Source organism: Pseudomonas sp. ENNP23 (assembly GCF_001728945.1).
Lineage (GTDB): Bacteria > Pseudomonadota > Gammaproteobacteria > Pseudomonadales > Pseudomonadaceae > Metapseudomonas > Metapseudomonas otitidis.
The window spans coordinates 175,031-200,450 of record NZ_LYSP01000002.1; the positions used below are offsets into that span (position 1 = coordinate 175,031).

Genomic DNA, 25,420 nt, shown 5'->3' on the forward strand with positions numbered 1-25,420 from the left:
CCGCTTCTTACTGATTATGAAAACTGCCCCCGCTATCGGAACACTCCGAGGGGGTAGTCATGCGTAACGGAAAGTTCCACTTGAACAAGGAGTGCAACGCCATTCTCGACGAGTGACATAAAAACCAGGGGCCAGAGCCGTTGAGGTGATCAGTCCAGGACTCTCTGGAGCCAGCGTCATTACAGGCTCCGCTTCAGGTACCCGCAGTTTCGGTGCCCGGTATCCGTCATGCCTGCACGCAGTGGAAAGTTGCTGTTTGGTGACAACTGCAGAAACGGCCGTGGCCAATAAGCCACTTATTAACACGTACTTAATGGAATGAGGTGATAGCGATGCGTATCAGCATCTTTGGTTTGGGCTACGTCGGTGCAGTGTGTGCCGGTTGCCTGTCCGCTCGTGGTCATGAAGTTGTCGGCGTGGATGTTTCCAGCACCAAGATCGACCTGATCAACAAAGGCAAATCCCCCATCGTCGAACCGGGCCTGGAAGAGCTGCTGCAACAGGGCCTGAAAACCAACCGCCTGCGCGGCACCACCGATGTCGCCGCCGCCGTGCGCGATACCGACATGTCCTTCATCTGCGTCGGCACCCCGAGCAAGAAGAACGGCGATCTGGGCCTGGAATACATCGAAGGCGTCTGCCGCGAGATCGGCTTCGCCCTGCGCGACAAGGCCGAGCGCCACACCGTCGTGGTCCGCAGCACCGTCCTGCCGGGCACCGTGAAGAACGTGGTGATCCCGATCATCGAGGACTGCTCCGGCAAGCAGGCCGGCGTCGACTTCGGCGTCGCGGTGAACCCCGAGTTCCTGCGCGAAAGCACCGCCATCAAGGACTACGACTTCCCGCCCATGACCGTCATCGGCGAACTGGACACCGCCTCCGGCGACCTGCTGGAAACCCTCTACCGCGAACTGGACGCCCCGATCATCCGCAAGGACATCGAGGTCGCCGAGATGATCAAGTACACCTGCAACGTCTGGCACGCCGCCAAGGTCACCTTCGCCAACGAGATCGGCAACATCGCCAAGGCCGTCGGGGTCGATGGCCGCGAAGTGATGGACGTGGTCTGTCAGGACCACAAGCTCAACCTCTCCAAGTACTACATGCGCCCCGGCTTCGCCTTCGGCGGCTCCTGCCTGCCCAAGGACGTGCGCGCCCTCAGCTACCGCGCCAGCTCCCTGGACGTCGACGCCCCGCTGATCGGCTCGCTGATGCGCAGCAACTCGGCCCAGGTGCAGAAGGCCTTCGACATCATCGCCGCCCAGGACAAGCGCAAGGTTGCCCTGCTCGGCCTGTCGTTCAAGGCCGGCACCGACGACCTGCGCGAGAGCCCCCTGGTGGAGCTGGCCGAGATGCTCATCGGCAAGGGCTTCGACCTGCGCATCTACGACCGCAACGTCGAATACGCCCGCGTCCACGGCGCCAACAAGGACTACATCGAATCGAAGATCCCCCACGTCTCGTCCCTGCTCGACAGTGACTTCGACGGCGTCGTCGACAACGCCGAGGTGATCGTCCTGGGCAACCGCGACGAGCTCTTCGCCCCCCTTGCCCAGCGCGCCCCCGAAGGCAAGCACGTGATCGACCTGGTGGGCTTCATGCCCAAGGCCAGCCACGGCAACGCCGAAGGCATCTGCTGGTAACCGCGACCGCTTCAGCGCAACGCGATGACGCACCTTGGGCGAGCGAAACAATGACAAGCAGCGCCCACGCCCGAGGTCCGTCCAGCGTTCACGAAGGAATGGATGAATCAATGGACAAGCTCAAGCGAAGCCTCACCGAGGCAGCCGGCTGGCTGTTCTTCCTGACGGGCCTGATGCTGCTCGCGCTGGCGCTGCCCCGCTCGGTGTTCGACCCCGAGTCCAAGCACTTCCTGCTGCTCATCGGCGTGGTCGGCATCTGGCGCTATTCCATGGGCGCCCTGCACTTCCTGCGCGGCACCCTGTTCCTCTACGTCGTCTACCCCTGGCAGCGCCGCCAGGTGCGCAAGCTCGGCGCAGCGGCCGCCCCCTCCCACGTCTACCTGCTGGTCACCAGCTTCCGCATCGACGCCCTGACCACCGCCATGGTCTACCGCTCGGTGATCCAGGAAGCCATCGACTGCGGCTACCCCACCACCGTGGTCTGCTCCATCGTCGAACTCTCCGACGAGCTGCTGATCAAGAACCAGTGGAACCGCCTGGCCCCGCCGGAGCGCGTCAAGCTGGACTTCGTGCGCATCCCCGGCACCGGCAAGCGCGACGGCCTGGCCTACGGCTTCCGCGCCATCTCCCGGCAACTGCCCGACGACGACGCCGTGGTCGCCGTGGTGGACGGCGACACCGTGCTCACCCAGGGCGTGGTGAAGAAGACCGTGCCCTGGTTCAAGTACTTCCCCAACGTCGGCGGCCTCACCACCAACGAGTTCTGCGAGGTGCGCGGCAGCTACCTGATGAGCGAATGGCACAAGCTGCGCTTCGCCCAGCGCCACCTCAACATGTGCTCCATGGCGCTCTCCAAACGCGTGCTGACCATGACCGGGCGCATGTCGGTGTTCCGCGCCAGGGTGGTCACCGACCCCGGTTTCATCGCCGACGTGGAGAGCGACCACCTCGACCACTGGCGCCTGGGCCGCTTCCAGTTCCTCACCGGTGACGACAAGTCCAGTTGGTACAGCCTGATGCGCCTGGGCTACGACACCTTCTACGTGCCGGACGCCGCCATCAACACCGTCGAGCACCCGCCGGAGAAGAGCTTCATCAAAGCCAGCCGCAAGCTGATGTTCCGCTGGTACGGCAACAACCTGCGGCAGAACACCCGCGCCCTGGCCCTCGGCCCACGTCGCCTCGGCTGGTTCACCACCCTGGTGCTCAGCGACCAGCGCGTGTCCATGTGGACCTGCCTGCTGGGCCTGGCCGTCGCGGTGATCGCCAGCCTCAAGTACAGCATCGCCTACCTGCTCGTGTACCTGCTGTGGATCGGCCTCACCCGCCTCATCCTCACCCTGCTGCTCAGCGTCACCGGGCACCCCATAGGACCGGCCTACCCGCTGATCCTCTATTACAACCAGATCGTCGGCGCGCTGGTGAAGATCTACGTCTTCTTCCGCCTGGACCAGCAGTCCTGGACGCGCCAGAACACCAAGCTCAACCGGGACCTGGCCAGCTTCACCCGCTGGTTCAACACCTGGTCTTCCCGTGCCATGACCTTCACCGCCAGCAGCGTCTTCATTGCCACGCTGATGGCGTTCGTGTGACCGAACCCGATAGGAAATCCAGACCATGAATACAGCCGTCAACGTCAATGTGGTGCACGAATCCGAAGCCCAGCGCCAGCACGCCCGGGTCAAGCTCCCCGCCAAGGTGCGCTACCTGGTGGGCAAGGAGCGTGTCGAGCACCGCCTGCTCGACCTCTCCGCCGGCGGGTTCGCCTTCCAGGTGGAACCGGGGCAGAAGGTCCAGGTGGGCGACTACCACCAGGGCCGCATGCAGTTCCAGGTGGACAACCTCAGCCTCGGCCTGGACGTCGAATTCCAGGTGCGCTTCCTCGACCCCCAGCAGGAGCGCGCCGGCTGCCAGTTCCACAACCTCAAGCCGCGTGACATCGCCACCCTGCGCTACCTGATCAGCGCCCACCTCTCGGGCGAAGTGGTCAGCGCCGGCGACATCCTCAACACCCTGCAGCGCGAGAACTTCACCAAGCCGCGCAAGAACGGCAGCGGCGGTGGCATGGACCTGCTCGGCCGTCTGCGCGCCGTCACCTTCAGTGCCGGCCTGTTCCTCGTCGGCCTGGCCGCCTTCGGCTTCATCTTCAAATCCCTGTATGGCCTGTACTTCGTCACCCACGCCGAATCCGGCATGGTCGCCGTGCCCGCCATGCAGATCACCATGCCCCGCGAAGGCACCGTGCAGAGCCTGATCGGCGGCGAAGGCACCGTGGTGCAGAAGGGCGCCCCGATCGCCTCCTTCTCCTCCACCATGCTGGAGATGCTCAGGGGCCACCTGACCGACGACCAGCTTGCCCCCGCCAACGTCGAGGAACTGTTCGGCAAGCAGATGAAGGGCACCCTCACCAGCCCCTGCAACTGCAAGGTCGCCCGCCAACTGGTCGCCGACGGCCAGTTCGCCGGCAAGGGCGACGTGATCTTCGAACTGGTCCCCCAGGACTTCGAAGCCACCGTCAGCGCCCGCTTCCCCTACCGCAACTTCGCCCAGGCCAAGCCCGGCGCCAGCGTCACCTTCCAGGTGGCCGGCGAAGACACCCCGCGCCACGGCAAGATCATCAGCTCCAGCCTGATCGACAGCGGCCTGTCCTCCGACATCCGCGTCGTCATCCAGCCCGACCAGGTACTGGACAGCAAGCTCGCCGGGCAGCCCGTCGAAGTCAGCATCGACCGCGGCCCCTCCTTCGACTGGATGATCCACCGCGCCCTGGCGGCCGGCTTCTGAGGAGGACACCCGTGGCGACCCTTCCCTCCCGCACCCTGCTGCTCGGCGTCGCCGTCGCGCTGGCCGGCTGCGCCGGCCTGCCCGACCAGCGGCTGGCCAGCGAAGCGCTCAAGCGCGGCGACACCGCCACCGCCGAGCGCAACTTCCGCCAGCTCGCCGAGCTCGGCTACGTCAACGCCCAGGTCGGCCTCGCCGACCTGCAGGTGGGCAGTGGCGACCCGGAGCAGATGCGCCAGGCCGAGCAGACCTACCGCCAGGCCATGGACCAGTCGCCGCGCGCCAAGGCCCGCCTCGGCAAGCTGCTGGCGCGCAAGCCCGACAGCACCCCGGCCGAACGCCAGGAAGCCGCCCGGCTGCTGGAAGACGCCTACAAGGCCGGCGAGCCCAACAGCCTGCTGCCCCTGGTGATGCTCTACCTCACCTTCCCCCAGGACTTCCCCGGCGTGAACGTGCAACAGCGCATCGCACAGTGGCGCGCCGAGGGTCAGCCCCAGGCCGAACTGGCGCAGATCCTCTACTACCGGACCCAGGGCACCTACGACCAGCACCTGACCGAGATCGAGGACATCTGCACCCGCAACCTGCAGCAGGCCGACGCCTGCTACGTCGAACTGGCCACCGTCTACAGCAAGCAGGGCAAGGGCGACGCGCGCCAGGCCCTGGTGGAGCAGGTCATGGCCCGCTACGCCGCCGGCACCCTGCCCGCCCAGCGTGTCGACTCGGTGGCCCAGGTGCTGGCCGACGCCGAGCTGGGCAAGCCTGACGAAGGCCAGTCCCAGGACATGCTCGAACGCATCGCCCCGGCCTACCCGCCGGCCTGGGTCAGCCTCGCCAAGCTGCTCTACGAATACCCCGGCCTGGGCGACATCGACACGATGATGAACTACCTCGACCACGGCCGCGAAGCCGCCCAGCCGCGCGCCGAACTGCTGCTCGGCCGCCTCTACTACGAAGGCAAGCTGGTCCCCCTGGACCCGGTGAAAGCCGAACGCCACCTGCTCAAAGCCTCCGCCACCGAGCCCACCGCCAACTACCTGCTGGGGCAGATCTACATCCGTGGCTACCTGGGCGACATCGACCCGGACAAGGCCCTGGACCACCTGCTGAGCGCCGCCCGCAACGGCCAGATCAACGCCGACTACGCCCTCGGCCAACTGTTCGCCCAGGGCAAGGGCATCCGCCCCGACCTGGTCAACGCCTACGTCTTCAGCCAACTGGCCCTGCCCAAGAACACCCCGCAGGCCATCGAGCTGGCGCAGGGCGTGGAACAGCAACTGAGCCCCACCGACCGCGCCCGCGCCGAACAGCGCCTGCGCGAGGAGCGCCAGTTCCGCGGCGTCGCCCTGCAGGACACCACGCAGATGCAGGCCATGCAGACCCCTTGAAGGAACCGACATGACATTCAACCTCTGGACGACCGCCAGCCTCGGCCTGGGCCTCACGCTTCTGTCCACCAGCAGCGCCTTCGCCGTGCAGATGAGCGACAAGAACGTCGGCCTCGACATCAAGATCACCGCCCAGTCCGAGGACGACCGCGACCTCGGCACCCAGAAGGGCGGCGACGTCAGCGGCGTGGGTATCGACCTGCGCCCCTGGGTCTACGCCGAACGGGGTGACTGGAGCGCCTTCGCCATGGGCCAGGCCGTCAGCGCCACCGACATCGTCGAGACCGACACCCTGCAATCCAGCGACACCGACGGCGAACAGGGCGCCCGCGACGACGGCCGCCAGCCGGACAAGAGCTACCTCGCCCTGCGCGAATTCTGGGTCGACTACGGCGGCCTCACCGCCTACCCCGGCGAACACCTGCGCTTCGGCCGCCAGCGCGTGCGCAGCGCCGAAGGCACCTGGTGGGACACCCACATCGAAGCCCTGCGCTGGAGCTTCGACACCACCCTGCTGACCGCCCATGTCGGCGTCGCCGAACGCTTCAGCGAATACCGCACCGACCTCGACGAACTGGCCCCCGAAGACAAGGACCGCCAGCACGTCTTCGGCGACATCGCCACCCAGTGGACACCGGGCCACTGGGTCGGCCTCAAGCTCCACCACAGCCGCGACACCGGCAGCCTGCCCGACGCCGGCGACGTGGTGGAGCCCCTGGACAAGCGCTACACCGGCGACCTCACCTGGGTCGGCATCAACGCCGACGGCGGCTTCTTCGACCGGCGCTCCACCGCCCCGCTGAACTACTGGGCCCAGGCCACCTGGCTCACCGGCGACACCGACGAACTGACTCAGAGCGTGATCGGCGACCAGCGCCTCGCCAGCGGCTCGCGCAACGTCGACGTCAACGCCTGGGGCGTCGACCTCGGCCTGCGCTGGAACCTCTCCGAGCAATGGAAGGTCGGCGGCGCCTACGCCCGTGGCAGCGGCGGCGGAGACGACGACCGCTCCCGCCAGTTCCGCCAGACCGGCATGGAGAGCAACCGCTCCAGCTTCACCGGCACCGAAGCCCGCATGCACCGCTTCGGCGAAGCCTTCCGTGGCGAGCTGAGCAACCTGCAGGTGGCCACCGCCTTCGCCTCCTGGCAGTTGCACGACGACTACGACGCCAGCCTCGTCTACCACCGCTTCTGGCGCGTGGACGACAACCAGGACGTCGGCCAGGCCGGCATCACCGCCCCGCTGGAAGACGGCGAGAAGGACATCGGCCAGGAAGTCGACCTGGTGGTGACCCGCTACTTCCGCCAGGGCCTGCTGCCCGCCGGGATGGCCGAGCACCTGGACGACGCCTCCGCCCTGGTACGCCTGCGTGGTGGCGTGTTCAAGCCGGGCGATGCCTACGGCAGCGGCACCGACTCGCTCATGCACCGCGCCTTCGTCGACTTCATCTGGCGCTTCTGATGCCAGCGAGCCCAGGGAGAACAGCCATGCCCCACCTTCTCGCAACCCCCCGGCCGCTCAGCGGCCTGGTGCTCGGCGTGCTGCTGGCCAGCACCCCGTGGGTGCACGCGGCCGAGCCGGCCAAGGGCCTCAAGGAAACCAAGAACTACACCGTCACCAGCGCCCCGGTGGACCAGTTGCACCTGGACCCGCCCGAGCTGCCCGACCTCTCCGGCTACACCCGCCAAGCCATCGAAGCCAAGGTGGACCGCCGCACCGCCGGCAAGGTGGTGGTCCGGCGCATGCTCCAGCAGGACGCCCTGAAGGACTTCATCGGCGGCAACGAGCGCATGCGCGACTGGGTCAGCCGCCAACGCGGCATGCCCCAGGCGATCTTCATCGAAGGCGGCTTCGTCACCCCGGCCGACCTGGCCAGGGCCCTGCCCGACAGCCAGTTCGCCGAAACCGCACCGGGCGTCTACATCGCCCGCTTGCCAGTCGTGGTGGCCCAGGGCGCCAGCCTGCGCATCGGCGAAGAGACCCATGATTTCCGCCTGTCCCAGGAGCGCGGCGCATTCCTGGTCAACGACGGCAAGCTGTTCATCACCGGCACCAGGCTGACGGCCTGGCGCGAGCAGGACGACACCCCGGCCTGGTTCCGCACGCCCTCGGAGTTCCGCCCGTTCCTGGTCTCCTGGGGCGGCAGCGAGCTGTACATCGCCGACAGCACCGTCACCAGCCTGGGCTACGACAACTCCAAGTCCTATGGCGTCGCCATCACCCAGTACACCCCCGGCATGCACGCGCGCCTCAAGCGCCCGGAACCCACCGGCTGGCTGCTGAACTCGGAGTTCGTCGACCACTGGTACGGCTTCTACTGCTACGAAGCCCGCGACGTGGTCATCAAGGGCAACACCTACCGCGACAACATCGTCTACGGCATCGACCCCCACGACCGTTCCCACGGTCTGGTCATCGCCGAAAACACCGTCCACGGCACCCGGAAGAAGCACGGCATCATCATCTCCCGCGAGGTGGACGACAGTTGGATCATCAACAACAAGACCTACGACAACAAACTCTCGGGCATCGTCATCGACCGCAACTCGGTGAACAACCTGGTGGCCTACAACGAGGTCTACCAGAACCATTCCGACGGCATCACCCTCTACGAGAGCTCCAACAACCTGCTGTGGGGCAACCGGATCGTCGGCAACCAGCGCCACGGCATCCGCCTGCGCAACAGCGTGAACATCCGCCTGTACGAGAACCTGTCCATGGCCAACGGCCTGACCGGCGTCTACGGGCACATCAAGGACCTGTCCAACACCGACCGCGACATCGAGCTGGACCCCTTCGACACCAAGGTCTCGATGATCGTGGTCGGCGGCAAGCTCGCCGGTAACGGCTCCTCGCCCCTGTCCATCGACTCCCCCCTCTCCGTGGAGCTGTACCGCGTGGAAATGCTCGCCCCGAGCAAATCCACCGGCATCAGCTTCGCCGGCGTACTGGGCGAGAAACAGGAGGAAATCCTCGACCTGATGGTGCGCCGCAACAAAGCGGTGCTCATCGACCCCGTCGAAAGCCAGGCCGAACTCCAGGATTGAGGCACACACCACCATGCACAGACACCCCATGAAATGGCTCGCCCCCTCCACCCTCGCCGCCGCCCTGCTGGCCGCGTCCCAGGGGGCCTGGGCCGCGCCCGAATACAGCGTGCAGCGTACCGGCCCCCTGTGCGCCGTCGCCCAGGACCCGAGCGTGTACACCACCAAATACCTGAGCTTCTTCACCGCCCTGGTCCAGGGCCGTGGCGACTGGCTGTTCCGCACCCGCTACGACTTGCGCACCGACTTCGGCACCAGCGCCTTCGGCTACAGCGAGTTCAAGCGCCTGCGCGATGCACTCAAGGCCAAGGGCGTCGAGCTGATGGTGGTCTACCAGCCGACCCGTGGCCTGGTGAACCGCGAACAGCTCACCGAAGCGGAGAAGGCCCGCTTCGACTACGACCTGGCGAAGAAGAACTACCTCAAGGCCGTGGACGACTTCCGCAAGACCGGCATCTGGGTCACCGACCTCTCGCCGCTGTTCGACGAGCAGGGCGTGGACACCGACTACTACTTCAAGGCCGACCACCACTGGACCCCGGCCGGCGCCGACCGCACCGCCAGACTGGTGGCCGAGACGCTGAAGCGGATGCCCGGCTTCGACGAGATCCCCAAAAAGACTTTCGACAGCAAGGTCGTCGGCCTGCTGCCCAAGGCCGGCACCCTGCACAAGACCGCCGGCCAGCTCTGCGGCACCACCTACGCCACCCAGTACGTCGACCGCTACGAAACCGAAGCCTCGGGCGAGGGGGCCAGCGGCGACGCCCTGTTCGGCGACGAATCCAACCCGCAGATCGTCCTGGTGGGCACCAGCAACAGCGGCCCGGCCTACAACTTCGCCGGCTTCCTGCAGCAGCACAGCGGTGCCGAAGTGCTCAACATGGCGGTCAGCGGCGGCGGCTTCGACAGCGCCCTGCTGCAGTACATGAGCAGCGCGGAATTCCACGAGCACCCGCCGAAGATCATCATCTGGGAGTTCGCCACCCACTACGACATGGCGCAGAAGAGCTTCTACCGCCAGGCCCTGCCGCTGGTGAACAACGGCTGCCAGGGCCAGCCGGCGGTGATGCAGCGCAAGGTGCGCATGAAGCCCGGCGCCAACGAAGTCTTCGTCAACGGCCAGAACCAGCCGATCAAGGACATCCGTGGCGGCGACTACCAGGTGGACCTGACCTTCAGCGACCCGACCGTGCACGAGTCCAAGGCCACCGTCTGGTACCTCAACGGCCGCCGCGAGAACTTCAAGATCGAACAGAGCGACCGCGTCGACACCGGCGGCCGCTACGCCTTCGAACTGCGCAACGACCCCGACTGGCGGGACCTCAACGTCCTCGCCCTGGAAATCCACAGCCCCGAAGAGATGCCTGAGAACCTCAGCGTCGACGTGACCCTGTGCAAGCGCCCGGGCCACTCGGGCGAACACCTCGCGGCCAAGGCCGAGTGAGGAAGGAGGTCATCATGAAACCCCGACTCCGGTTGCTCGCCCCCTGCCTGTTCGGCGGCGCCCTGCTCGGCCCCCTCGCCCACGCCGGCGACCTGGTGCCCCCCCCGGGCTACTACACCCCGGTGGACGTCGACGCGCGCAAGGCCGAAAGCTGCGAAGCCCCGCCGCCGCCCTACACCGGCAAGCTGGAGTTCCGCAGCAAGTACGAGGGCTCCAACCGCGCCCGCGCCACCCTCAACCCCACGGCCGAACGGGCCTTCCGCGACAGCACCGCCGACATCACCCGCATGGAGCGCGGGGTCAACAAGATGGTCATGGCGTACATGCGCGAAGGGCAACGCGCGCAACTGGAATGCGCCCTGCAGTGGATGGGCAGTTGGGCCCAGGCCAACGCCCTGCAGAGCACCGAGTACAACCACACCGGCAAGTCCATCCGCAAATGGGCCCTGGGCAGCCTGTCCTCGGCCTACCTGCGGCTGAAGTTCTCCAACTCCCACCCGCTGGCCGGCTACACCCGGCAGAGCCAGCAGATCGAATCCTGGTTCTCGCGCCTGGCCGACCAGACGGTGCACGACTGGAGCGGCCTGCCGCTGAAGAAGATCAACAACCACGCCTACTGGGCCGCCTGGTCGGTGATGGCCACCGCCGTCGCCACCAACCGCCGCGACCTCTTCGACTGGTCCGTCGCCCAGTTCCGCGTCGCCGCCAGCCAGGTGGACAAGGACGGCTTCCTGCCCAACGAACTCAAGCGCGAGCAGCGTGCCCTGGCCTACCACAACTACAGCCTGCCGCCGCTGGCCATGATCGCCGCCTTCGCCCAGGCCAACGGCGTGGACCTGCGCAACGAGAACGACGGTGCCCTGCGCCGCCTCGGCGAAAAGGTCATCGCCGGGGTGGATGACCAGGAACCCTTCGACGACAGGACCGGCAAGGACCAGGACATGGAGGACCTGGAGAAGCGCGCCAAGTTCGCCTGGCTCGAACCCTGGTGCGCCCTCTACGGCTGCAAGCCCGAGACCCTGCGCTGGAAGGACTCCATGGCCCCCTACAAGACCTTCCGCCTGGGGGGCGACATCACCCAGGTGTTCCACCCGAAGAAGGAGGGCGGCAGCTGATCCGGTGCCCTCCCCCACCCGGGGGAGGCGCCTGAAAGAACCAACCGACCGCGCAGCAGACGCGGCGGCGCAAGGATTTGAACGCCACACCCTGGGGAGGGACTGGCGGATCGCACACCGGGCCGGAGGTCCGGCGGCGACCCAGAAAGTTACGTACAAGTGGAGAGACTCGGATGGTCTTTTCTTCCAACGTGTTCCTGTTCCTGTTCCTGCCGATCTTCCTCGGCTTGTACTACCTGGTCGGGACGCGCTATCGAAACCTGCTCCTGCTCATCGCCAGCTACGTGTTCTACGCCTGGTGGCGGATCGACTTCCTGGCGCTGTTCGCCGCCGTCACGGTGTTCAACTACTGGATCGGCCTGCGCATCGGCGCCGCCGGGGTGCGCACCAAGCCCGCGCAGCGCTGGCTGCTGCTCGGCGTCGCGGTGGACCTGTGCGTGCTGGGCTATTTCAAGTACGCCAACTTCGGCGTGGAGACCTTCAACGCGATCTTCACACAGTTCGGCCTGGAGCCCTTCGTCATCACCCACATCCTGTTGCCGATCGGGATCTCGTTCTACATCTTCGAATCCATCAGCTACATCATCGACGTGTACCGGGGCGACACCCCGGCCACCCGCAACCTGGTGGACTTCGCCGCCTTCGTGGCGATCTTCCCGCACCTGATCGCCGGCCCCGTGCTGCGCTTCCGCGACCTGGTGGACCAGTTCAACCACCGCACCCACACCCTCGACAAGTTCGCCGAGGGCTGCACCCGGTTCATGCAGGGCTTCATCAAGAAGGTCTTCATCGCCGACAGCATCGCGCCCATCGCCGACCACTGCTTCGCCCTCTCCGACCCCACCACGGGCGACGCCTGGCTCGGCGCCCTGGCCTACACCGCGCAGTTGTACTTCGACTTTTCCGGCTACAGCGACATGGCCATCGGCCTGGGCCTGATGATGGGCTTCCGCTTCATGGAGAACTTCAACCAGCCCTACATCAGCCAGTCCATCACCGAGTTCTGGCGGCGCTGGCACATCAGCCTCTCCACCTGGCTGCGGGACTACCTGTACATCAGCCTGGGCGGCAACCGCGGCACCACCTTCCAGACCTACCGCAATCTGTTCCTCACCATGTTGCTGGGCGGCCTGTGGCACGGCGCCAACTTCACCTACATCATCTGGGGCGCCTGGCACGGCGCCTGGCTGGCCATCGAACGCGCCCTGGGCGTGGACGCCGCGCCGAAGGTGATCAACCCGCTGCGCTGGGCCTTCGCCTTCCTGCTGGTGGTGATCGGCTGGGTGATCTTCCGCGCCGAGAACCTCGACGTCGCCTGGCGCATGTACGCCGCCATGTTCAGCTTCGGCGAACTGGGCCTGTCCGAACTCAACCGCGCCCAGCTCACCAGCCTGCAGATCGCCACCCTGGTGCTCGCCTATGCCGTGCTGGCCTGGTTCGGCATCCGCCAGTTCCACGCCAAGCCGCTGACCGGCGCGCCCAAGGCCCGTGCCGACGAACACATCGACGCCAACGGCCCGGCCACCGCCCAGCCGCGCAGCCCGCAGGCCGCCGCCGACGACCCGGCCGCCATCGCCTACTCCCCCAGCGGCGCCCTGGTCTGGCAACAGACCTGGATGACCCAGCTGCCGGTGCTGGCCACCCGTGTCGCCCTGCTGCTGCTGTTCGCCGCGTCGATCCTGAAACTCTCGGCGCAGAGCTTCTCCCCCTTCCTCTACTTCCAGTTCTGAAGGGAGCGCACACATGAGCAGACCTGCAAACACCCTCTACATCGTCGCCTTCGCCGCCATGCTGCTGGCCCTGAGCCTGTGGTCCATGCGCGGCATCGTCGGCTTCAGCGTCGCCAGGGAAACCACCGTGCTCAACGGCAAGCTGGCCCATGCCTTCGAGAAGCACTACGACGACGAATTCCCCATCAAGCAGATCGGCACCAACCTCTGGGCCCTGGTGGACTACGGCCTGTTCGGTGAAGGCCGCCAGGGCGTGGTGATCGGCCAGGACGGCTGGCTGTTCTCCGACGAGGAGTTCGACCCGGTGGCCGACGGCGAGCGCCACCTGCGCGACAACCTGGCGCTGATCCAGGGCGTGCGCGACGAACTGGACAGCCGGGGCATCAAGCTGGTGCTGGCCATCGTCCCGTCCAAGTCGCGGCTCTACCCCGAGCACGTCGGCCAGGCCCGCCCCACCGCCCTGCGCCGGGACCTCTACGCCCACTTCCGTGGCGCCGTGCGCAAGGCCGGGATCATCGCCCCGGACCTGCTCGGCCCGCTGGAACAGGCCAAGGACAACGGCCAGGTGTTCCTGCGCACCGACACCCACTGGACGCCCCAGGGCGCCGAAGTGGTGGCCCAGCGCCTGGGCCAGGTGGTGCGCGAGCGCGTCAGCCTCTCCGGCAGCGACCAGGCCTTCGTCACCGAAGCGGTGAAGAACGAGGACTACAAGGGCGACCTGACCCGCTTCCTGCCGCTCGACCCGCTGTTCGCCGACCTGATGCCCGCCCCGGACACCCTGCAGAAGCGCGAAACCCGCGCCGCAGCCGAGGAAGAATCCGGCGACCTGTTCGGCGACAGCCACGTACCGGTGGCCCTGGTGGGCACCAGCTACAGCGCCAACCCCAACTGGAACTTCGCCGGCGCCCTGCGCCAGTCCCTGCAGCGCGACCTGGTGAACCACGCCGAGGACGGCCACGGCCCGATCCTGCCGATGCTCAAGTACCTCAAGAGCGACGAGCTGAAGGACGCAGCCCCCGAGCTGGTGATCTGGGAATTCCCCGAGCGCTACCTGCCCATGCCCAACGACCTGAGCGAGTTCGACCCGCAGTGGATCGCCCAGCTGCGCAAGGGCGCCCCCGGCGAGCGCGTCGCCACCACCCATTAACGAACGGGCCTTCGGGTCCCAAGCGCCATGCGCACTGCACCAAAGGAGGAAACACCATGAACCGACAGAAGCAACGCACCTGGACGTCGTATGCCTGCGCCCTGGCCCTGGGCGTCAGCGCCTTTTCCGCCCTGGCTGACGAAGGTGGCCTCTACGGCCCGCAGGCCCCCAAGGGGTCGGCCTTCGTCCGCGCCTACAACGCCGGCGCCAGCGAACTGGACGTCAGCGTCGGCAACGCCGCCCTGAACGACGTCGCCCCGCTGGGCTCCAGCGACTTCAAGTTCCTGCCCGCCGGCAACTACAACGCCCAGGTGGGCAGCGCCAGCGTCCCGGTGAAACTGGAGTCCGACCGCTACTACACCCTGGTCAGCCAGCCGGGCGCCGAGCCCAGGCTGGTGGAAGAGCCGGCCTTCAAGAACAAGCAGAAGGCCCTGCTGCGGGTGCAGAACCTCTCCGACGCCAAGCTCACCCTGAAGACCGCCGACGGCAAGACCGCCGTGGTCGCGGACGTCGCGCCCCAGGGCCGTGGCGAGCGCGAGATCAACCCGGTGAAGGTGGGCCTGGCCCTGTTCGACGGCAACCGCAAGGTCAGCGACCTCAAGCCGGTCTCCCTGCAGCGCGGCGAGGTGGTCTGCCTCTACGTCACCGGCAGCGGTGGCAAGCTCTCCCCGGTCTGGGTCAAGCGCCCCGCCGAGTCCTGATCCGCCCCGCCCGGGGCCCAGGCCCCGGACCACGCTTCGTACCCGCCGCACGAGACAGTGGGACTACAAGACAGAAACCAGTGATCGATGTGATGAGCAACTAATCAATGTTCCCAGGAGAAACACCATGATCCCTGTAATCCTTTCTGGCGGTAGCGGCTCCCGGCTCTGGCCCCTTTCGCGCAAGCAGTACCCCAAGCAGTTCCTCGCCCTGACCGGTGAGAAGACCCTGTTCCAGCAGACCCTCCAGCGCCTGGCCTTCGACGGCATGCAGGCCCCGGTGCTGGTGGCCAACAAGGACCATCGCTTCATCGTCCAGGAGCAGCTCGACGCCATCGGCGTCACCCCGCAGGCCATGCTGCTCGAACCCTTCGGCCGCAACACCGCGCCCGCCGTCGCCATCGCCGCCATGCAGCTGCTGGCCGAGGGCCGCGACGAGCTGATGCTGGTGATGCCCGCCGACCACGTGCTGGAAGACCAGCGTGCCTTCCAGCAGGCCCTGACCCTGGCCACCCTCGCCGCCGAGAAGGGCGAGATGGTGCTGTTCGGCGTGCCGGCGCTGCGCCCCGAGACCGGCTACGGCTACATCCGTGGCCAGGCCGGCGGCGAGCTGCCCGAGGGCATCAGCCGGGTCGCCCGGTTCGTCGAGAAGCCCGACGCCGAGCGCGCCCAGCAGTACGTCGAGGCCGGTGACTACTTCTGGAACAGCGGCATGTTCCTGTTCCGCGCCAGCCGCTTCCTCGACGAGCTCAAGCACCACGACGTGGACATCTACGACACCTGCCTGCTGGCCCTGGAACGCAGCCAGCGCGAAGGCACCACCGTCACCATCGACGCCGCCACCTTCGCCTGCTGCCCGGACAACTCCATCGACTACGCGGTGATGGAGAAGACCGCCCGCGCCTGCGTGGTGCCGCTCTGCGCCGGCTGGAGCGACGTCGGCAGTTGGAGCTCCATCTGGGAAGTCCACGACAAGGACCCTCAGGGCAACGTCACCAAGGGCGACGTGGTGGTACACGACAGCCGCAACTGCCTGGTGCACGGCAACGGCAAGCTGGTGTCGGTGATCGGCCTGGACGACATCGTCGTGGTCGAGACCAAGGACGCCATGATGATCGCCCACCGCGACCGCGTGCAGGACGTCAAGAAGCTGGTCAACGACCTCGACGCCCAGGGCCGCACGGAAACCCAGAACCACTGTGCCGTTTACCGCCCCTGGGGCTCCTACGACTCGGTGGACATGGGCGGCCGCTTCCAGGTCAAGCACATCACCGTCAAGCCCGGCGCCCAGCTCTCGCTGCAGATGCACCACCACCGTGCCGAGCACTGGATCGTCGTCTCCGGCACCGCCGAGGTGACCTGTGATGACAAGACCTTCCTGCTCACCGAGAACCAGTCGACCTACATCCCCATGACCTCGGTGCACCGCCTGAGCAACCCCGGCAAGATCCCCCTGGAGATCATCGAAGTGCAGTCCGGCAGCTACCTGGGCGAGGACGACATCGAACGCCTGGAAGACGTCTACGGCCGCAGTGAAAACGGCGTGCGCCTCAGCCAGGTGACCACCGCGCGCTGAAGGGCCGACCCCGGAGCCTCCCTCCCCCATCGGGAGGCTCCCGGCGCCTGTGCCAGCAGGTGCCGCCGCACGCACCGCCTCACGGGGCCCGAGCCAGGAATGGCCAACGGCCCCGTGCCTTTTACCCCTGCCGGCCCACGGTTTGCGCTAGCATTGCAGCCTTTCCGTCACGGGCCCTTCCCATGCTCATCGGCGCCATCCTCCTTTTCGCCTGGCTGATCCTGGTCATCCGCCACCCGACCAAGGCGCTGCCCATCTCCCTGGCCGCGGTGCTGGTCATCGGCCTCATGGCCGCCTGGGTGCTGTGGGAAGAGCGCCAGGTGAACGAACAACTGGCCCGCCTCGAGGTCCGCCTCACCTACCAGCCCGACCAGTGCCCCGCCGACCGCCCGCTGAAGATCAGCGTGCACAACGGCAGCAACAGCACCCTGCTGGACCTCGCCTGGATCGTGCAGGCCTACCGCCCGGGCGACGACCTCAACCTCGCCGAATCCCCCTACGAGGCCGAGCGCAGCCTCGGCCCGCCGCGCCTGCAGGCCGGTGCCGACTGGCAGGACTGCCTGGCGCTGCCGACGCTGCGCCGTGGCTACCGCGCCGACACGCTGGAGTTCCGCGCCGAACGATTGCATGGCAGATTCGCCGACTGACCGACGTTCCATCACAACAAGACCAACAAGGACACTCGCAATGAGCCAACCCGTCGCCCTCATCACCGGCTGCTCCAGCGGCATCGGCAGGGCCCTGGCCGACGCCTTCAAGGCCGCCGGCTACAACGTCTGGGCCTGCGCCCGCAAGGCCAACGACGTGGACGCCCTGAACGTCGCCGGCTTCACCGGCGTGCAACTGGACGTCAACGACGAAGCCGCCGTGGCGCGCCTGGGTGAACGCCTGCAGCAGGAAACGGGGCGGCTCGACGTGCTCATCAACAACGCCGGCTACGGCGCCATGGGCCCATTGCTGGACGGCGGCACCGAAGGCCTGCGCCGGCAGTTCGAAACCAACGTGTTCTCCCTGGTCGGCCTCACCCGTGCCTGCTTCCCCGTGCTGCGCGCCAGCCGTGGCCTGGTGGTCAACATCGGCAGCGTCTCCGGCGTGCTGGTCACCCCCTTCGCCGGCGCCTACTGCGCCTCCAAGGCCGCCGTGCACGCCCTCTCCGACGCCCTGCGCCTGGAACTGGCGCCCTTCGGCATCGACGTCATGGAAGTGCAGCCCGGCGCCATTGCCTCCAGCTTCGGCGCCAACGCCAGCCGCGAAGCCGAATCGCTGATCGCCGAAGGCTCGCCCTGGTGGCCACTGCGCGAGGGCATCCGCGCCCGGGCCCGCGCCTCCCAGGACAACCCCACCCCCGCCACCGAATTCGCCCGCGACCTGTTCAACGCCATCCAGCGCCACCCGCGCCCGCGCCTGCTGCGCCTGGGCAACGGCAGCCGCGCCCTGCCGCTGCTGGCCAGCCTGGTGCCCAAGGGCCTGCTGGAAGCGGTGCTGAAGAAGCGCTTCGGCCTCAACGTGGCCCTGGAACGCTCATGAACGCGCCCCGCCCGCTGGCCCTGCGCTACATCGTGATCGGCGGCGTGGCCCTGGCCATGCTGCTCAACCTCGCCCTGCGCAGCCTGGTGCACCTCGGCGGGCTGCTGGCCACCCTGGTGATCGCCGGCGCCACCGCCCTGCTCATCGCCCTCGCCTTCCGCCTGCTGCACAAGCGCCCGCCGACCCGGGGCGAAGCCTGGCGCATCGTCCTCGGCTACGGCGCCCTGCTCGGCGTGCTCTACCTCGGCCTGCTGGGCATGATGACCCTGCAGAACGCCCCCGGCCCCATGGCCATCGCCCTGTTCGTCCTGCACTACCTCTGCTACCCCGTCCTCGCCGGCCTCGTCCTCCTGCACCGCCGCTGACCCGCGTTGCGCCTCGCTCGGTCCTCATCACCGCGATGCGGTTCGCCAAGCTCACCGCATCCTACGGCCCCGCTCCGTCCGCAGGATGGGCTGAGCTGTGCGAAGCCCATCGTGACCGGCTCCGGGCGAAGGGCTTCGAGATTCCTGGGCACGCGAATGGAAGCCGCTGGGGTCTCATGCATCCCAATCAGTGATGCGGTTCGCCGAGCTCACCGCATCCTAAGGCCCTGATCGGCTCGAAGACACCCGCCCGGCAATGAGCCCGTGCGAAGCGAAAAAGGTCGACAAAGCCAGCAGCCAGCGGCTGGCCGTACCGGGCAATGGCAAGACCAGCACCCGACCGTAGCCCGGACTTCAGTCCGGGAACACCCGGCACCGCTCCCGGGCTGAAGCCCGGGCTACGGAACTCGAAGACACCGGCGCGGCAATGAGCCCGTGCGAAGCGAAGAAGGCCGACAAAGCCAGCGGCCAGCGGCTGGCCATGCCGGGCAATGGCAAGACCAGCACCCGACCGTAGCCCGGACTTCAGTCCGGGAACACCCGGCACCGCTCCCGGGCTGAAGCCCGGGCTACGGAACTGGCAGCACGGAGGGCTAGCGGCTGGCCGTGCTGCGTGACGGCATGGCGAGCACCAGGATCGCCAGGACCACCGCCCCAATACCCAGCCCCTGGGACAGCCCCAGCGGCTCCCCCAGCAACACGGCCGCCAGCGCCACTGCTGTGAGCGGGGCCACCGCCGTGAAAGTGGCCGCCTCCCCGCCGCTGACCCGCGACGAGCCGGCATACCAGAGCAGGAAACCCGCCGCCGTCGGCACCCAGGCGTACCACGCCAGCGCCCCCAGGGATGCCGGCGCAGGCCAGGCCAGCGGCCCCTCCAGCAAGGCCGCCGGCGCCGACACCAGCAGCCCAAGGAGGACCATGGCCGTCGCCTGCTGCACCGCGCCCAGCGGCTGGCGCATGCGCTTGTTGAGCAGGATGAACGCGCTCTCGCACAGCACCGCACCGAACACGCAGAGCATCCCGAACCCGCTGCTCGGCCCGCTGGCCTTCCAGGCCACCGCCATCACCCCCAGGGTCGCCAATGCCACGCTGACCACCTGCCGCAGCCCCGGCCGCTCCCCCAGCACCAGCACCGAGAACAGTGCGGACACCGCCGGCAAGGTGCCGATGATCACCCCCGCATCCGCCGCCGGCAGGTGGGCCAGGCCCATCACCAGCAGCACCGTGTAGCCCACGCTGCCGGCGGCGGCCTGGAGCACCAGCAACACGCGGTCCCCCGCCCCCAGGCGCGGCCACGCTGCACCCTGGCGCCGCAGCAGCCACAGCAGCACCGGCAGGGCCAGGGCGAAGCGCAGTGCCGTGGCCTGGAACGGCGGCACGCTGCCCGCCAGGACCTTGGAAGCGATGACCGTGGTGCCCACCGTCATCATCGCCAGTGACAGCAGCAGATAGCCTTGCGCACGTCTCGACACCCCGACCTCCCGAATAGCCTCTCGCTGGATTGCGAGGCCCCATTCAGGCCCATCCGCCGCCTCGATTCTTGAACGAAATTGATCTGCCGGGGCCCGTGCCCACCCTGGCTATACTGCGGCCTCGCACACGACCGGGGAGCCGCACATGGCCGGCGGGACGCACACCGAAGCCTTCGACATCCAGCCCAGCCGCCTGGCCGGCGTGCTGGCCGTGGAAGCCACCTCGCGGCGCGCCTTCGGCCGTCACAGCCACGACGGCTTCGGCATCGGCGTCATCCTCCACGGCGCCCAGGACTCCGCCAGCGGCCGCGGCGAGGTGCGCGCCGAACCGGGCAGCCTGATCTCGGTGAACCCCAACGAAGTGCACGACGGCCGCCCCGTGGCGGACGGCCCGCGCAGTTGGCGCATGCTGTATTTCGACAGCGCCCTGATCGCCCGCGCGGCCGGGCTGCTCGACCAGAGCCCCGGCGTCGAGCTGGCCCACCCGGTGCTGCCCTGCAGCGCCACGCGGCAGGCCTTCCTCACCTTGCACGCGGCCCTCACCGGGCCGGCCGACGAGCCCTGGTGGGAGGTGGCCGAGCAGGAGCTGCTGCAGGTGCTGGGGGCGCTGCTGGAGGCACGTCGCGGCGCCCCGCCGCGCCTGCCCACGGGCGCCGTGGCCCGGGCCATCCAGCGCCTGGACGAAGCGCCGGAGGAAGGGGTCAGCCTCGGCGAGCTGGCGCGGGATGCCGGCGTCAGCCCCCATCACTTCCTGCGCGCCTTCAAGGCCGTCACCGCCCTGCCGCCCCACGCCTATCGCCTGCAACGCCAGTTGCAGAAGGCCCACCGCCAACTGCTGGCGGGGGAAGCACCGGTGCAGGCGGCACTGGCTTGCGGCTTCGCCGACCAGAGCCACCTCAACCGCCATTTCACCCGCGCCTACGGCTACACACCCGGTGTGCTGGCACGGGCGCTGCGCCGCTAGACGCTGCCCTCGCGCTCCACCACCAGAATGCGCGCCACCCCACGGGGGTGGGCCACGTGCTCACAACCGGGGCCGGCATGGAACAGGTCGCCCACGCCCAGCAGCACCGCATGTTCCTCGCCCCCCTCGCGGTAGCGCATCTCCACCTCGCCATCGAGCACCACGAAGACTTCGCTGCCGTCGTTGACGTGCCAGATGTACGGCTGGTCGGTCCAGTGCAGGCGCACCGTGGTGCCGTCGAGGTTGGCGATGTCCAGCGCGCCCCAGGCACGCTCGGCGGTGAAGTCGCGGCTGCGGACCACGCGCTGGCTCATGCGCGGCTCCCCAGGGGCGCGGCGGCCACCGGCGCTTTCGGCTTGCGGAACACCAGCAGGTTGCCGGCCATCACCAGCACCAGGCCGAGCAGCGCCGGGGCGGTCCAGGCATAGCCTTCGGCGAAGGCCGAGATGTTCAGCGCCACCACCGGGAACAGCACCGTGCAGTAGGCCGCGCGCTCCGGCCCCATGCGCCCCACCAGGGTCAGGTAGGCGGTGAAGCCGATCACCGAGCCGGGGATCGCCAGGTACAGCAGCGAGCCGACATAGCGAGTGTTCCATTCCATGGCGAAGGGCGTGCCGCTGGCCAGGCACCACAGGGCCAGCAGCGAGGCGCCGTAGAACATGCCCCAGGCGTTGGTGGTCAGCGGCCGGTAGCCGGCCTTCTGCTGCAGGCTGGAGAGCATGTTGCCGGCGGAGAAGCACAGCGTGCCCAGCAGCGCCAGGCCGAGGCCCAGCCAGGTTTCGCGGCTGGCCTGGTGGCCGGCCAGCTCGGGCCAGAACAGCAGCGCCAGCCCGGCCAGGCCCAAGGCACCGCCGGCCAGCACGTTGGCGGCGATGCGCTGGCCGAAGAACACCCGCGCATTCAGCGCGTTCCACAAGGTGGCGGTGGAGAACACCACGGCGATCAGCCCGCTGGGGATCCACTGGCTGGCGCTGTAGAAGCACATGAAGTTGACGCAGAACAGGCAAAGCCCCTGGGCCAGACAGATCATCTGCGCGCGGCCGTCGAGCTTCTGCAGGCGGCGGCTGAGCAACAGGATGGCGAACAGCCCCCCGGCGGCCAGGGCGAAGCGGTAGGCGATGGACACGGGGATGGCCACCTCGCCCATCTGCAGCTTGATGGCGATCCAGGTGGTGCCCCAGATGAGCACGGTGAGCAGGTACAGCGAGAGGTTCATGGCGGTCTTCCGGGCGGTGCGTCGAGGGGTCAGTCTCCCGCGCAGCCCGTCGGCGGGCTTGCAAAAACTTGCGCTTATCCACCGCGCCCCGCTGCCTCGCACGCCACGCCCGCGCTAGCATGGCGTTCGTCCCACGGAGGCTATGTCCATGTCGCCACTGCTGCAGCATCAGGTTTTCCAGTCGATGGCCAGTTCGCCCAACGCCCGCCTGGAGCGTTGCACCGAGCTGGGCGACGGCCTGGCCGCCGCGCAGTGGAGCAACCACCACGACGCCCGCGACTACGAAGGGCCGAGCCACCACACCCTGTCCTGCTACCTGGCCGGCGGCACCGGCACCTTCCGCCGCGAGCGCCCCGACACCAAAGGCGCCCCAGGCAAGCTGTGCGTCATGCCGGCGGGGCACGACTCGTCCTGGGTGGTCAACGGCGAGATCCGCCTCGCCCACCTGTACATCCCGCCGGAGCAGTTCGCCCACGCCGCCGTCACCCTGCTGGACCGCGAACCCCGCGAGCTGGAGATGCGCGAAGCGACCTTCCTCGACGACCCCGAGCAGGTCATGCGCTTCCAGCGCCTGGTCCAACTGGACTGGCACGAACCGGGCGAACGCCTGCTCACCACCAGCCTCGCCCACGAGATGCTCAACCACGCCCTGCTCACCCAGGTGGGGCTGCGCCAGGGCCCGCAGCTCAAGGGCGGCCTTGCCCCGGCCCTGCGCAAGCGGCTGATGGCCTACATCGAGGAACACCTCGCCGAGCCGTTGAGCCTGGGCGAACTGGCGGCCTTCTCGGCGCTCTCGGAGTACCACTTCGCGCGGATGTTCCGCGAAAGCTTCGGCCTGCCGCCGCACCAGTACGTCCTCGCCCGCCGCCTGGCCCACGCCCGCCACCTGCTGGCCCACACCACCCTGCCCCTGGGCGAGGTCGCCCTCGCCTGCGGCTTCTCCAGCGCCAGCCACTTCAGCAACCGCTTCCGCCGCGCGCTCGGCGGCACACCGGGCGAATACCGCGCGGCCATGAGCTGAATCCCCGTAGCCCGGGCTTCAGCCCGGGACCGGCTCCCCGGCAACCCCGGACTGAAGTCCGGGCTACAACGGCAAGCGCCATCGCGGTTGAAACCGCTCCCACACACGCGCAATACACCGGCGGAACAGGCCCGGTGGACGCGAATTCATTCGCGAAAAAACTCGACGGCCGGCACCGCAGCCCTTGCCGTGCGTAGGGTGGACCACGCTTCACCGGTCCACCATCGGTGTGATGGGTAAACGCCGCCGGTGGACGTGAAAAGCACCGTAGCCCGGGCTTCAGCCCGGGAGCGGCCCCCCGGCAACCCGGACTGAAGTCCGGGCTACGGCTGCATACTCCATCGCGATTGAAACCGCTCCCACACATAGCGCAATACACCGGCGGAACAGGCCCGGTGGACGCGAATTCATTCGCGAAAAAACTCGACGGCCGGCACCACAGCCCTTGCCGTGCAAGGGGTGGACCACGCTTCACCGGTCCACCATCGGTGTGATGGGTAAACGCCGCCGGTGGACGTGAAAAGCACCGTAGCCCGGGCTTCAGCCCGGGACCGGCCCCCCGGCAACCCGGACTGAAGTCCGGGCTACGACTGCAAGCGCCATCGCGGTTGAAACCGCTCCCACGCAGGCTCCGCGACACCCTCTGGAAGGATGGGGTTTACCGCCGATGACCCCGCGCATTGCGCAAGGCCCCTCGGCACAAATAGAATGCGAAGCATTCCTATTTAATCCCTTTCCGAACCTTCCCGGAGCCCTCCTTGACCCACAGCCCGGCAGCCCCCGAGCAGGCGTTGCACAAGCTCTACAGGGACCACAACGGCTGGCTCCGGCACTGGCTGCAGCGCAAGCTCGGCTGCCCGCAGAGTGCCGCCGACCTGGCCCAGGACACCTTCCTCAAGGTGCTGCTGGGGCGCGAGGCGCACCGCATCCTCGAACCCCGGGCCTTCCTCACCACCCTCGCCAAGCGCGTGCTGGCCAACCACTACCGCCGCCAGGACATCGAGCGCGCCTACCTGCTGGCCCTCGCCGCGCTGCCGGAGGACGAGGCCCCCAGCGAGGAGGCCCGCGCCATCATCCTGGAGACCCTGGTGGAGCTGGACCGCCTGCTCGACGGCCTGCCGCCCCAAGCCAAGAAGGTCTTCCTGCTGGCCCAGGTGGACGGCTGCACCTACGCCGAGATCGCCGAACAGCTCGGCCTCTCCCTCTCCAGCGTCAAGCGCTACATGGCCAAGGCCGCCGAGCGCTGCTACTTCGCGGAGTGCCTCTGATGGCCCTGCGCAAGAGCGGCGAGCCACGCATCGCCCCCGCCGTCGCCGCCCAGGCCGTGCAGTGGCTGGTGGAGCTGCAGGACGGCACGCCGTCGCGCCAGCGCGAGGAGGACTGGCAACGCTGGCGCGCCGCCGACCCGGAGCACGAGCGCGCCTGGCAGCGCATCGAGTCGGTCAACCAGGGCCTGCGCGGGTTGAACACGCCCACTGCCCTTGCCGCCCTGGATGCCCCCACCTCGCGCGGCCGTCGCGACGCCCTGAAGCTGCTCACCCTGCTGGTGATCGCCGGTGGCGGCGCCCTGGCGGTGCGGGACAGCGAGCCGCTACTGGCCCTGCGCGCCGACCAGAGCACCGCCGTGGGCGAGCGGCGCAACCTGACCCTGGACGATGGCTCGACCCTGTCGCTGAACACCGACAGCGCGCTGGACATCCGCTTCGACGCCCGCCAGCGCCTGCTGCACCTGCACCAGGGCGAGATGCTGGTGGACGCGGTGGACGAAGCTCGCCCGCTGCGGGTGGAAACGCCCCAGGGGCTGGTCCTGCTCAACGGCGGTCGCCTCGCCGTGCGCCTGCAGGACAGCCGCAGCCAGGTCAGCCTGTTCGCCGGCGATGCCCAGGTGTTCAGCCACGGCCAGCGCCTGGCGTTGCATCCCGGCCAGCGCCTGGACCTGGACGCCCGTGGCAGCGGGGCGGCCCAGGCGGTGGACGAGAACAGCGTGGCCTGGATCAACGGCATGCTGGTGGCCAGTGCCATGCGCCTGGGCGACTTCCTCGCCGAACTCGGCCGCTACCGCCACGGGCGCATCGGCTGCGACCCGGCCATCGCCGACCTGCGCCTGTCCGGCACCTACCCGCTGGACCACACCGACCGCATCCTCGCCCTGCTGCCGCGCACCCTGCCGGTGGAGGTGCGCAGCGTCACCCGCTACTGGATCAGCGTGCACCCCAGGGCCGCCTCCTGAGCCGCGCATCGGCCCTGTGAAAAAATTTCCACCGACCTGAACCTTTTTCCCG

Annotated in this window: 22 protein-coding genes; 19 read left to right on the forward strand and 3 right to left on the reverse strand. The window is 68.1% G+C overall.

Going from position 1 to position 25,420, the window contains the following annotated elements; translation table 11 throughout:
- Positions 1–332: 332 nt before the first annotated feature.
- From algD to A9G05_RS02065, 15 genes are all read left to right on the forward strand, one after another.
- Entirely contained in the window at positions 333–1,643 is a 1,311-nt protein-coding gene (gene algD / locus A9G05_RS01995) for a GDP-mannose 6-dehydrogenase (RefSeq protein WP_069559384.1), read from the forward strand.
- A 110-nt stretch (positions 1,644–1,753) separates the two neighbouring features.
- On the forward strand, positions 1,754–3,235 hold the full coding sequence (gene alg8, locus A9G05_RS02000; protein WP_069559385.1) for a mannuronan synthase: 1,482 nt from the start codon (positions 1,754–1,756) through the stop codon (positions 3,233–3,235).
- Between the two features lie 25 nt (positions 3,236–3,260).
- Entirely contained in the window at positions 3,261–4,427 is a 1,167-nt protein-coding gene (locus A9G05_RS02005) for an alginate biosynthesis protein Alg44 (protein WP_069559386.1), read from the forward strand.
- Between the two features lie 11 nt (positions 4,428–4,438).
- Positions 4,439–5,812 carry an alginate biosynthesis TPR repeat lipoprotein AlgK gene (algK, locus tag A9G05_RS02010; RefSeq protein ID WP_069559387.1) on the forward strand — a complete coding sequence of 458 codons (1,374 nt, stop codon included), beginning with the start codon at positions 4,439–4,441 and terminating at the stop codon, positions 5,810–5,812.
- Between the two features lie 10 nt (positions 5,813–5,822).
- Complete coding sequence (locus tag A9G05_RS02015; protein WP_069559388.1) at positions 5,823–7,274, forward strand: alginate export family protein; 1,452 nt, start codon at positions 5,823–5,825, stop codon at positions 7,272–7,274.
- A gap of 26 nt (positions 7,275–7,300) precedes the next feature.
- Positions 7,301–8,860 (forward strand): mannuronan 5-epimerase AlgG, encoded by a 1,560-nt coding sequence (algG, locus tag A9G05_RS02020; protein WP_069559389.1) that lies wholly within the window; start codon positions 7,301–7,303, stop codon positions 8,858–8,860.
- A 28-nt stretch (positions 8,861–8,888) separates the two neighbouring features.
- Positions 8,889–10,304 carry an alginate O-acetyltransferase gene (locus tag A9G05_RS02025; RefSeq protein WP_139131055.1) on the forward strand — a complete coding sequence of 472 codons (1,416 nt, stop codon included), beginning with the start codon at positions 8,889–8,891 and terminating at the stop codon, positions 10,302–10,304.
- A 14-nt stretch (positions 10,305–10,318) separates the two neighbouring features.
- Entirely contained in the window at positions 10,319–11,419 is a 1,101-nt protein-coding gene (locus tag A9G05_RS02030; RefSeq protein WP_069559391.1) for a mannuronate-specific alginate lyase, read from the forward strand.
- Between the two features lie 173 nt (positions 11,420–11,592).
- Positions 11,593–13,149 carry an MBOAT family protein gene (locus A9G05_RS02035; protein ID WP_069559392.1) on the forward strand — a complete coding sequence of 519 codons (1,557 nt, stop codon included), beginning with the start codon at positions 11,593–11,595 and terminating at the stop codon, positions 13,147–13,149.
- Between the two features lie 13 nt (positions 13,150–13,162).
- The gene (locus tag A9G05_RS02040) at positions 13,163–14,296 is read left to right on the forward strand and encodes an alginate O-acetyltransferase (RefSeq protein ID WP_069559393.1); all 1,134 of its coding nucleotides are present in this window, start codon (positions 13,163–13,165) and stop codon (positions 14,294–14,296) included.
- A 56-nt stretch (positions 14,297–14,352) separates the two neighbouring features.
- Positions 14,353–14,997 carry an alginate O-acetyltransferase AlgF gene (locus A9G05_RS02045; RefSeq protein WP_069559394.1) on the forward strand — a complete coding sequence of 215 codons (645 nt, stop codon included), beginning with the start codon at positions 14,353–14,355 and terminating at the stop codon, positions 14,995–14,997.
- Positions 14,998–15,124: 127 nt separating this feature from the next.
- Positions 15,125–16,573: a mannose-1-phosphate guanylyltransferase/mannose-6-phosphate isomerase gene (locus tag A9G05_RS02050; RefSeq protein WP_069559395.1), complete on the forward strand. Its 1,449-nt coding sequence runs from the start codon at positions 15,125–15,127 to the stop codon at positions 16,571–16,573.
- A 182-nt stretch (positions 16,574–16,755) separates the two neighbouring features.
- Entirely contained in the window at positions 16,756–17,220 is a 465-nt protein-coding gene (locus tag A9G05_RS02055; protein ID WP_069559396.1) for a multidrug transporter, read from the forward strand.
- Between the two features lie 40 nt (positions 17,221–17,260).
- Positions 17,261–18,100 (forward strand): SDR family oxidoreductase, encoded by an 840-nt coding sequence (locus A9G05_RS02060; protein ID WP_069559397.1) that lies wholly within the window; start codon positions 17,261–17,263, stop codon positions 18,098–18,100.
- Positions 18,097–18,465, forward strand: a complete 369-nt coding sequence (locus A9G05_RS02065) for a hypothetical protein (RefSeq protein WP_069559398.1) — start codon at positions 18,097–18,099, stop codon at positions 18,463–18,465. The genes A9G05_RS02060 and A9G05_RS02065 overlap by 4 nt, the downstream gene beginning before the upstream one ends.
- A gap of 593 nt (positions 18,466–19,058) precedes the next feature.
- Here A9G05_RS02065 and A9G05_RS02070 read toward each other — a convergent pair.
- Entirely contained in the window at positions 19,059–19,937 is an 879-nt protein-coding gene (locus tag A9G05_RS02070) for a DMT family transporter (protein WP_069559399.1), read from the reverse strand.
- A 145-nt stretch (positions 19,938–20,082) separates the two neighbouring features.
- Between A9G05_RS02070 and A9G05_RS02075 the strand changes: the two genes are divergently transcribed.
- On the forward strand, positions 20,083–20,901 hold the full coding sequence (locus A9G05_RS02075) for an AraC family transcriptional regulator (RefSeq protein WP_069559400.1): 819 nt from the start codon (positions 20,083–20,085) through the stop codon (positions 20,899–20,901).
- Here A9G05_RS02075 and A9G05_RS02080 read toward each other — a convergent pair.
- Both A9G05_RS02080 and A9G05_RS02085 read right to left on the reverse strand, forming a co-directional pair.
- On the reverse strand, positions 20,898–21,215 hold the full coding sequence (locus tag A9G05_RS02080; RefSeq protein ID WP_069559401.1) for a cupin: 318 nt from the start codon (positions 21,213–21,215) through the stop codon (positions 20,898–20,900). The two genes, A9G05_RS02075 and A9G05_RS02080, sit on opposite strands and share 4 nt — an antisense overlap.
- The gene (locus A9G05_RS02085; protein ID WP_069559402.1) at positions 21,212–22,117 is read right to left on the reverse strand and encodes a DMT family transporter; all 906 of its coding nucleotides are present in this window, start codon (positions 22,115–22,117) and stop codon (positions 21,212–21,214) included. The genes A9G05_RS02080 and A9G05_RS02085 overlap by 4 nt, the downstream gene beginning before the upstream one ends.
- A gap of 148 nt (positions 22,118–22,265) precedes the next feature.
- Here A9G05_RS02085 and A9G05_RS02090 point away from each other — a divergent pair, with 148 nt between their 5' ends.
- From A9G05_RS02090 to A9G05_RS02100, 3 genes are all read left to right on the forward strand, one after another.
- A complete protein-coding gene (locus A9G05_RS02090; RefSeq protein WP_069559403.1) occupies positions 22,266–23,138 on the forward strand; it encodes a helix-turn-helix domain-containing protein in 873 nt (290 codons plus the stop codon).
- A gap of 758 nt (positions 23,139–23,896) precedes the next feature.
- Positions 23,897–24,406 (forward strand): sigma-70 family RNA polymerase sigma factor, encoded by a 510-nt coding sequence (locus A9G05_RS02095; RefSeq protein WP_069559404.1) that lies wholly within the window; start codon positions 23,897–23,899, stop codon positions 24,404–24,406.
- On the forward strand, positions 24,406–25,368 hold the full coding sequence (locus A9G05_RS02100; RefSeq protein ID WP_069559405.1) for a FecR domain-containing protein: 963 nt from the start codon (positions 24,406–24,408) through the stop codon (positions 25,366–25,368). Before A9G05_RS02095 ends, A9G05_RS02100 begins: the two co-directional genes overlap by 1 nt.
- Positions 25,369–25,420: the final 52 nt, after the last annotated feature.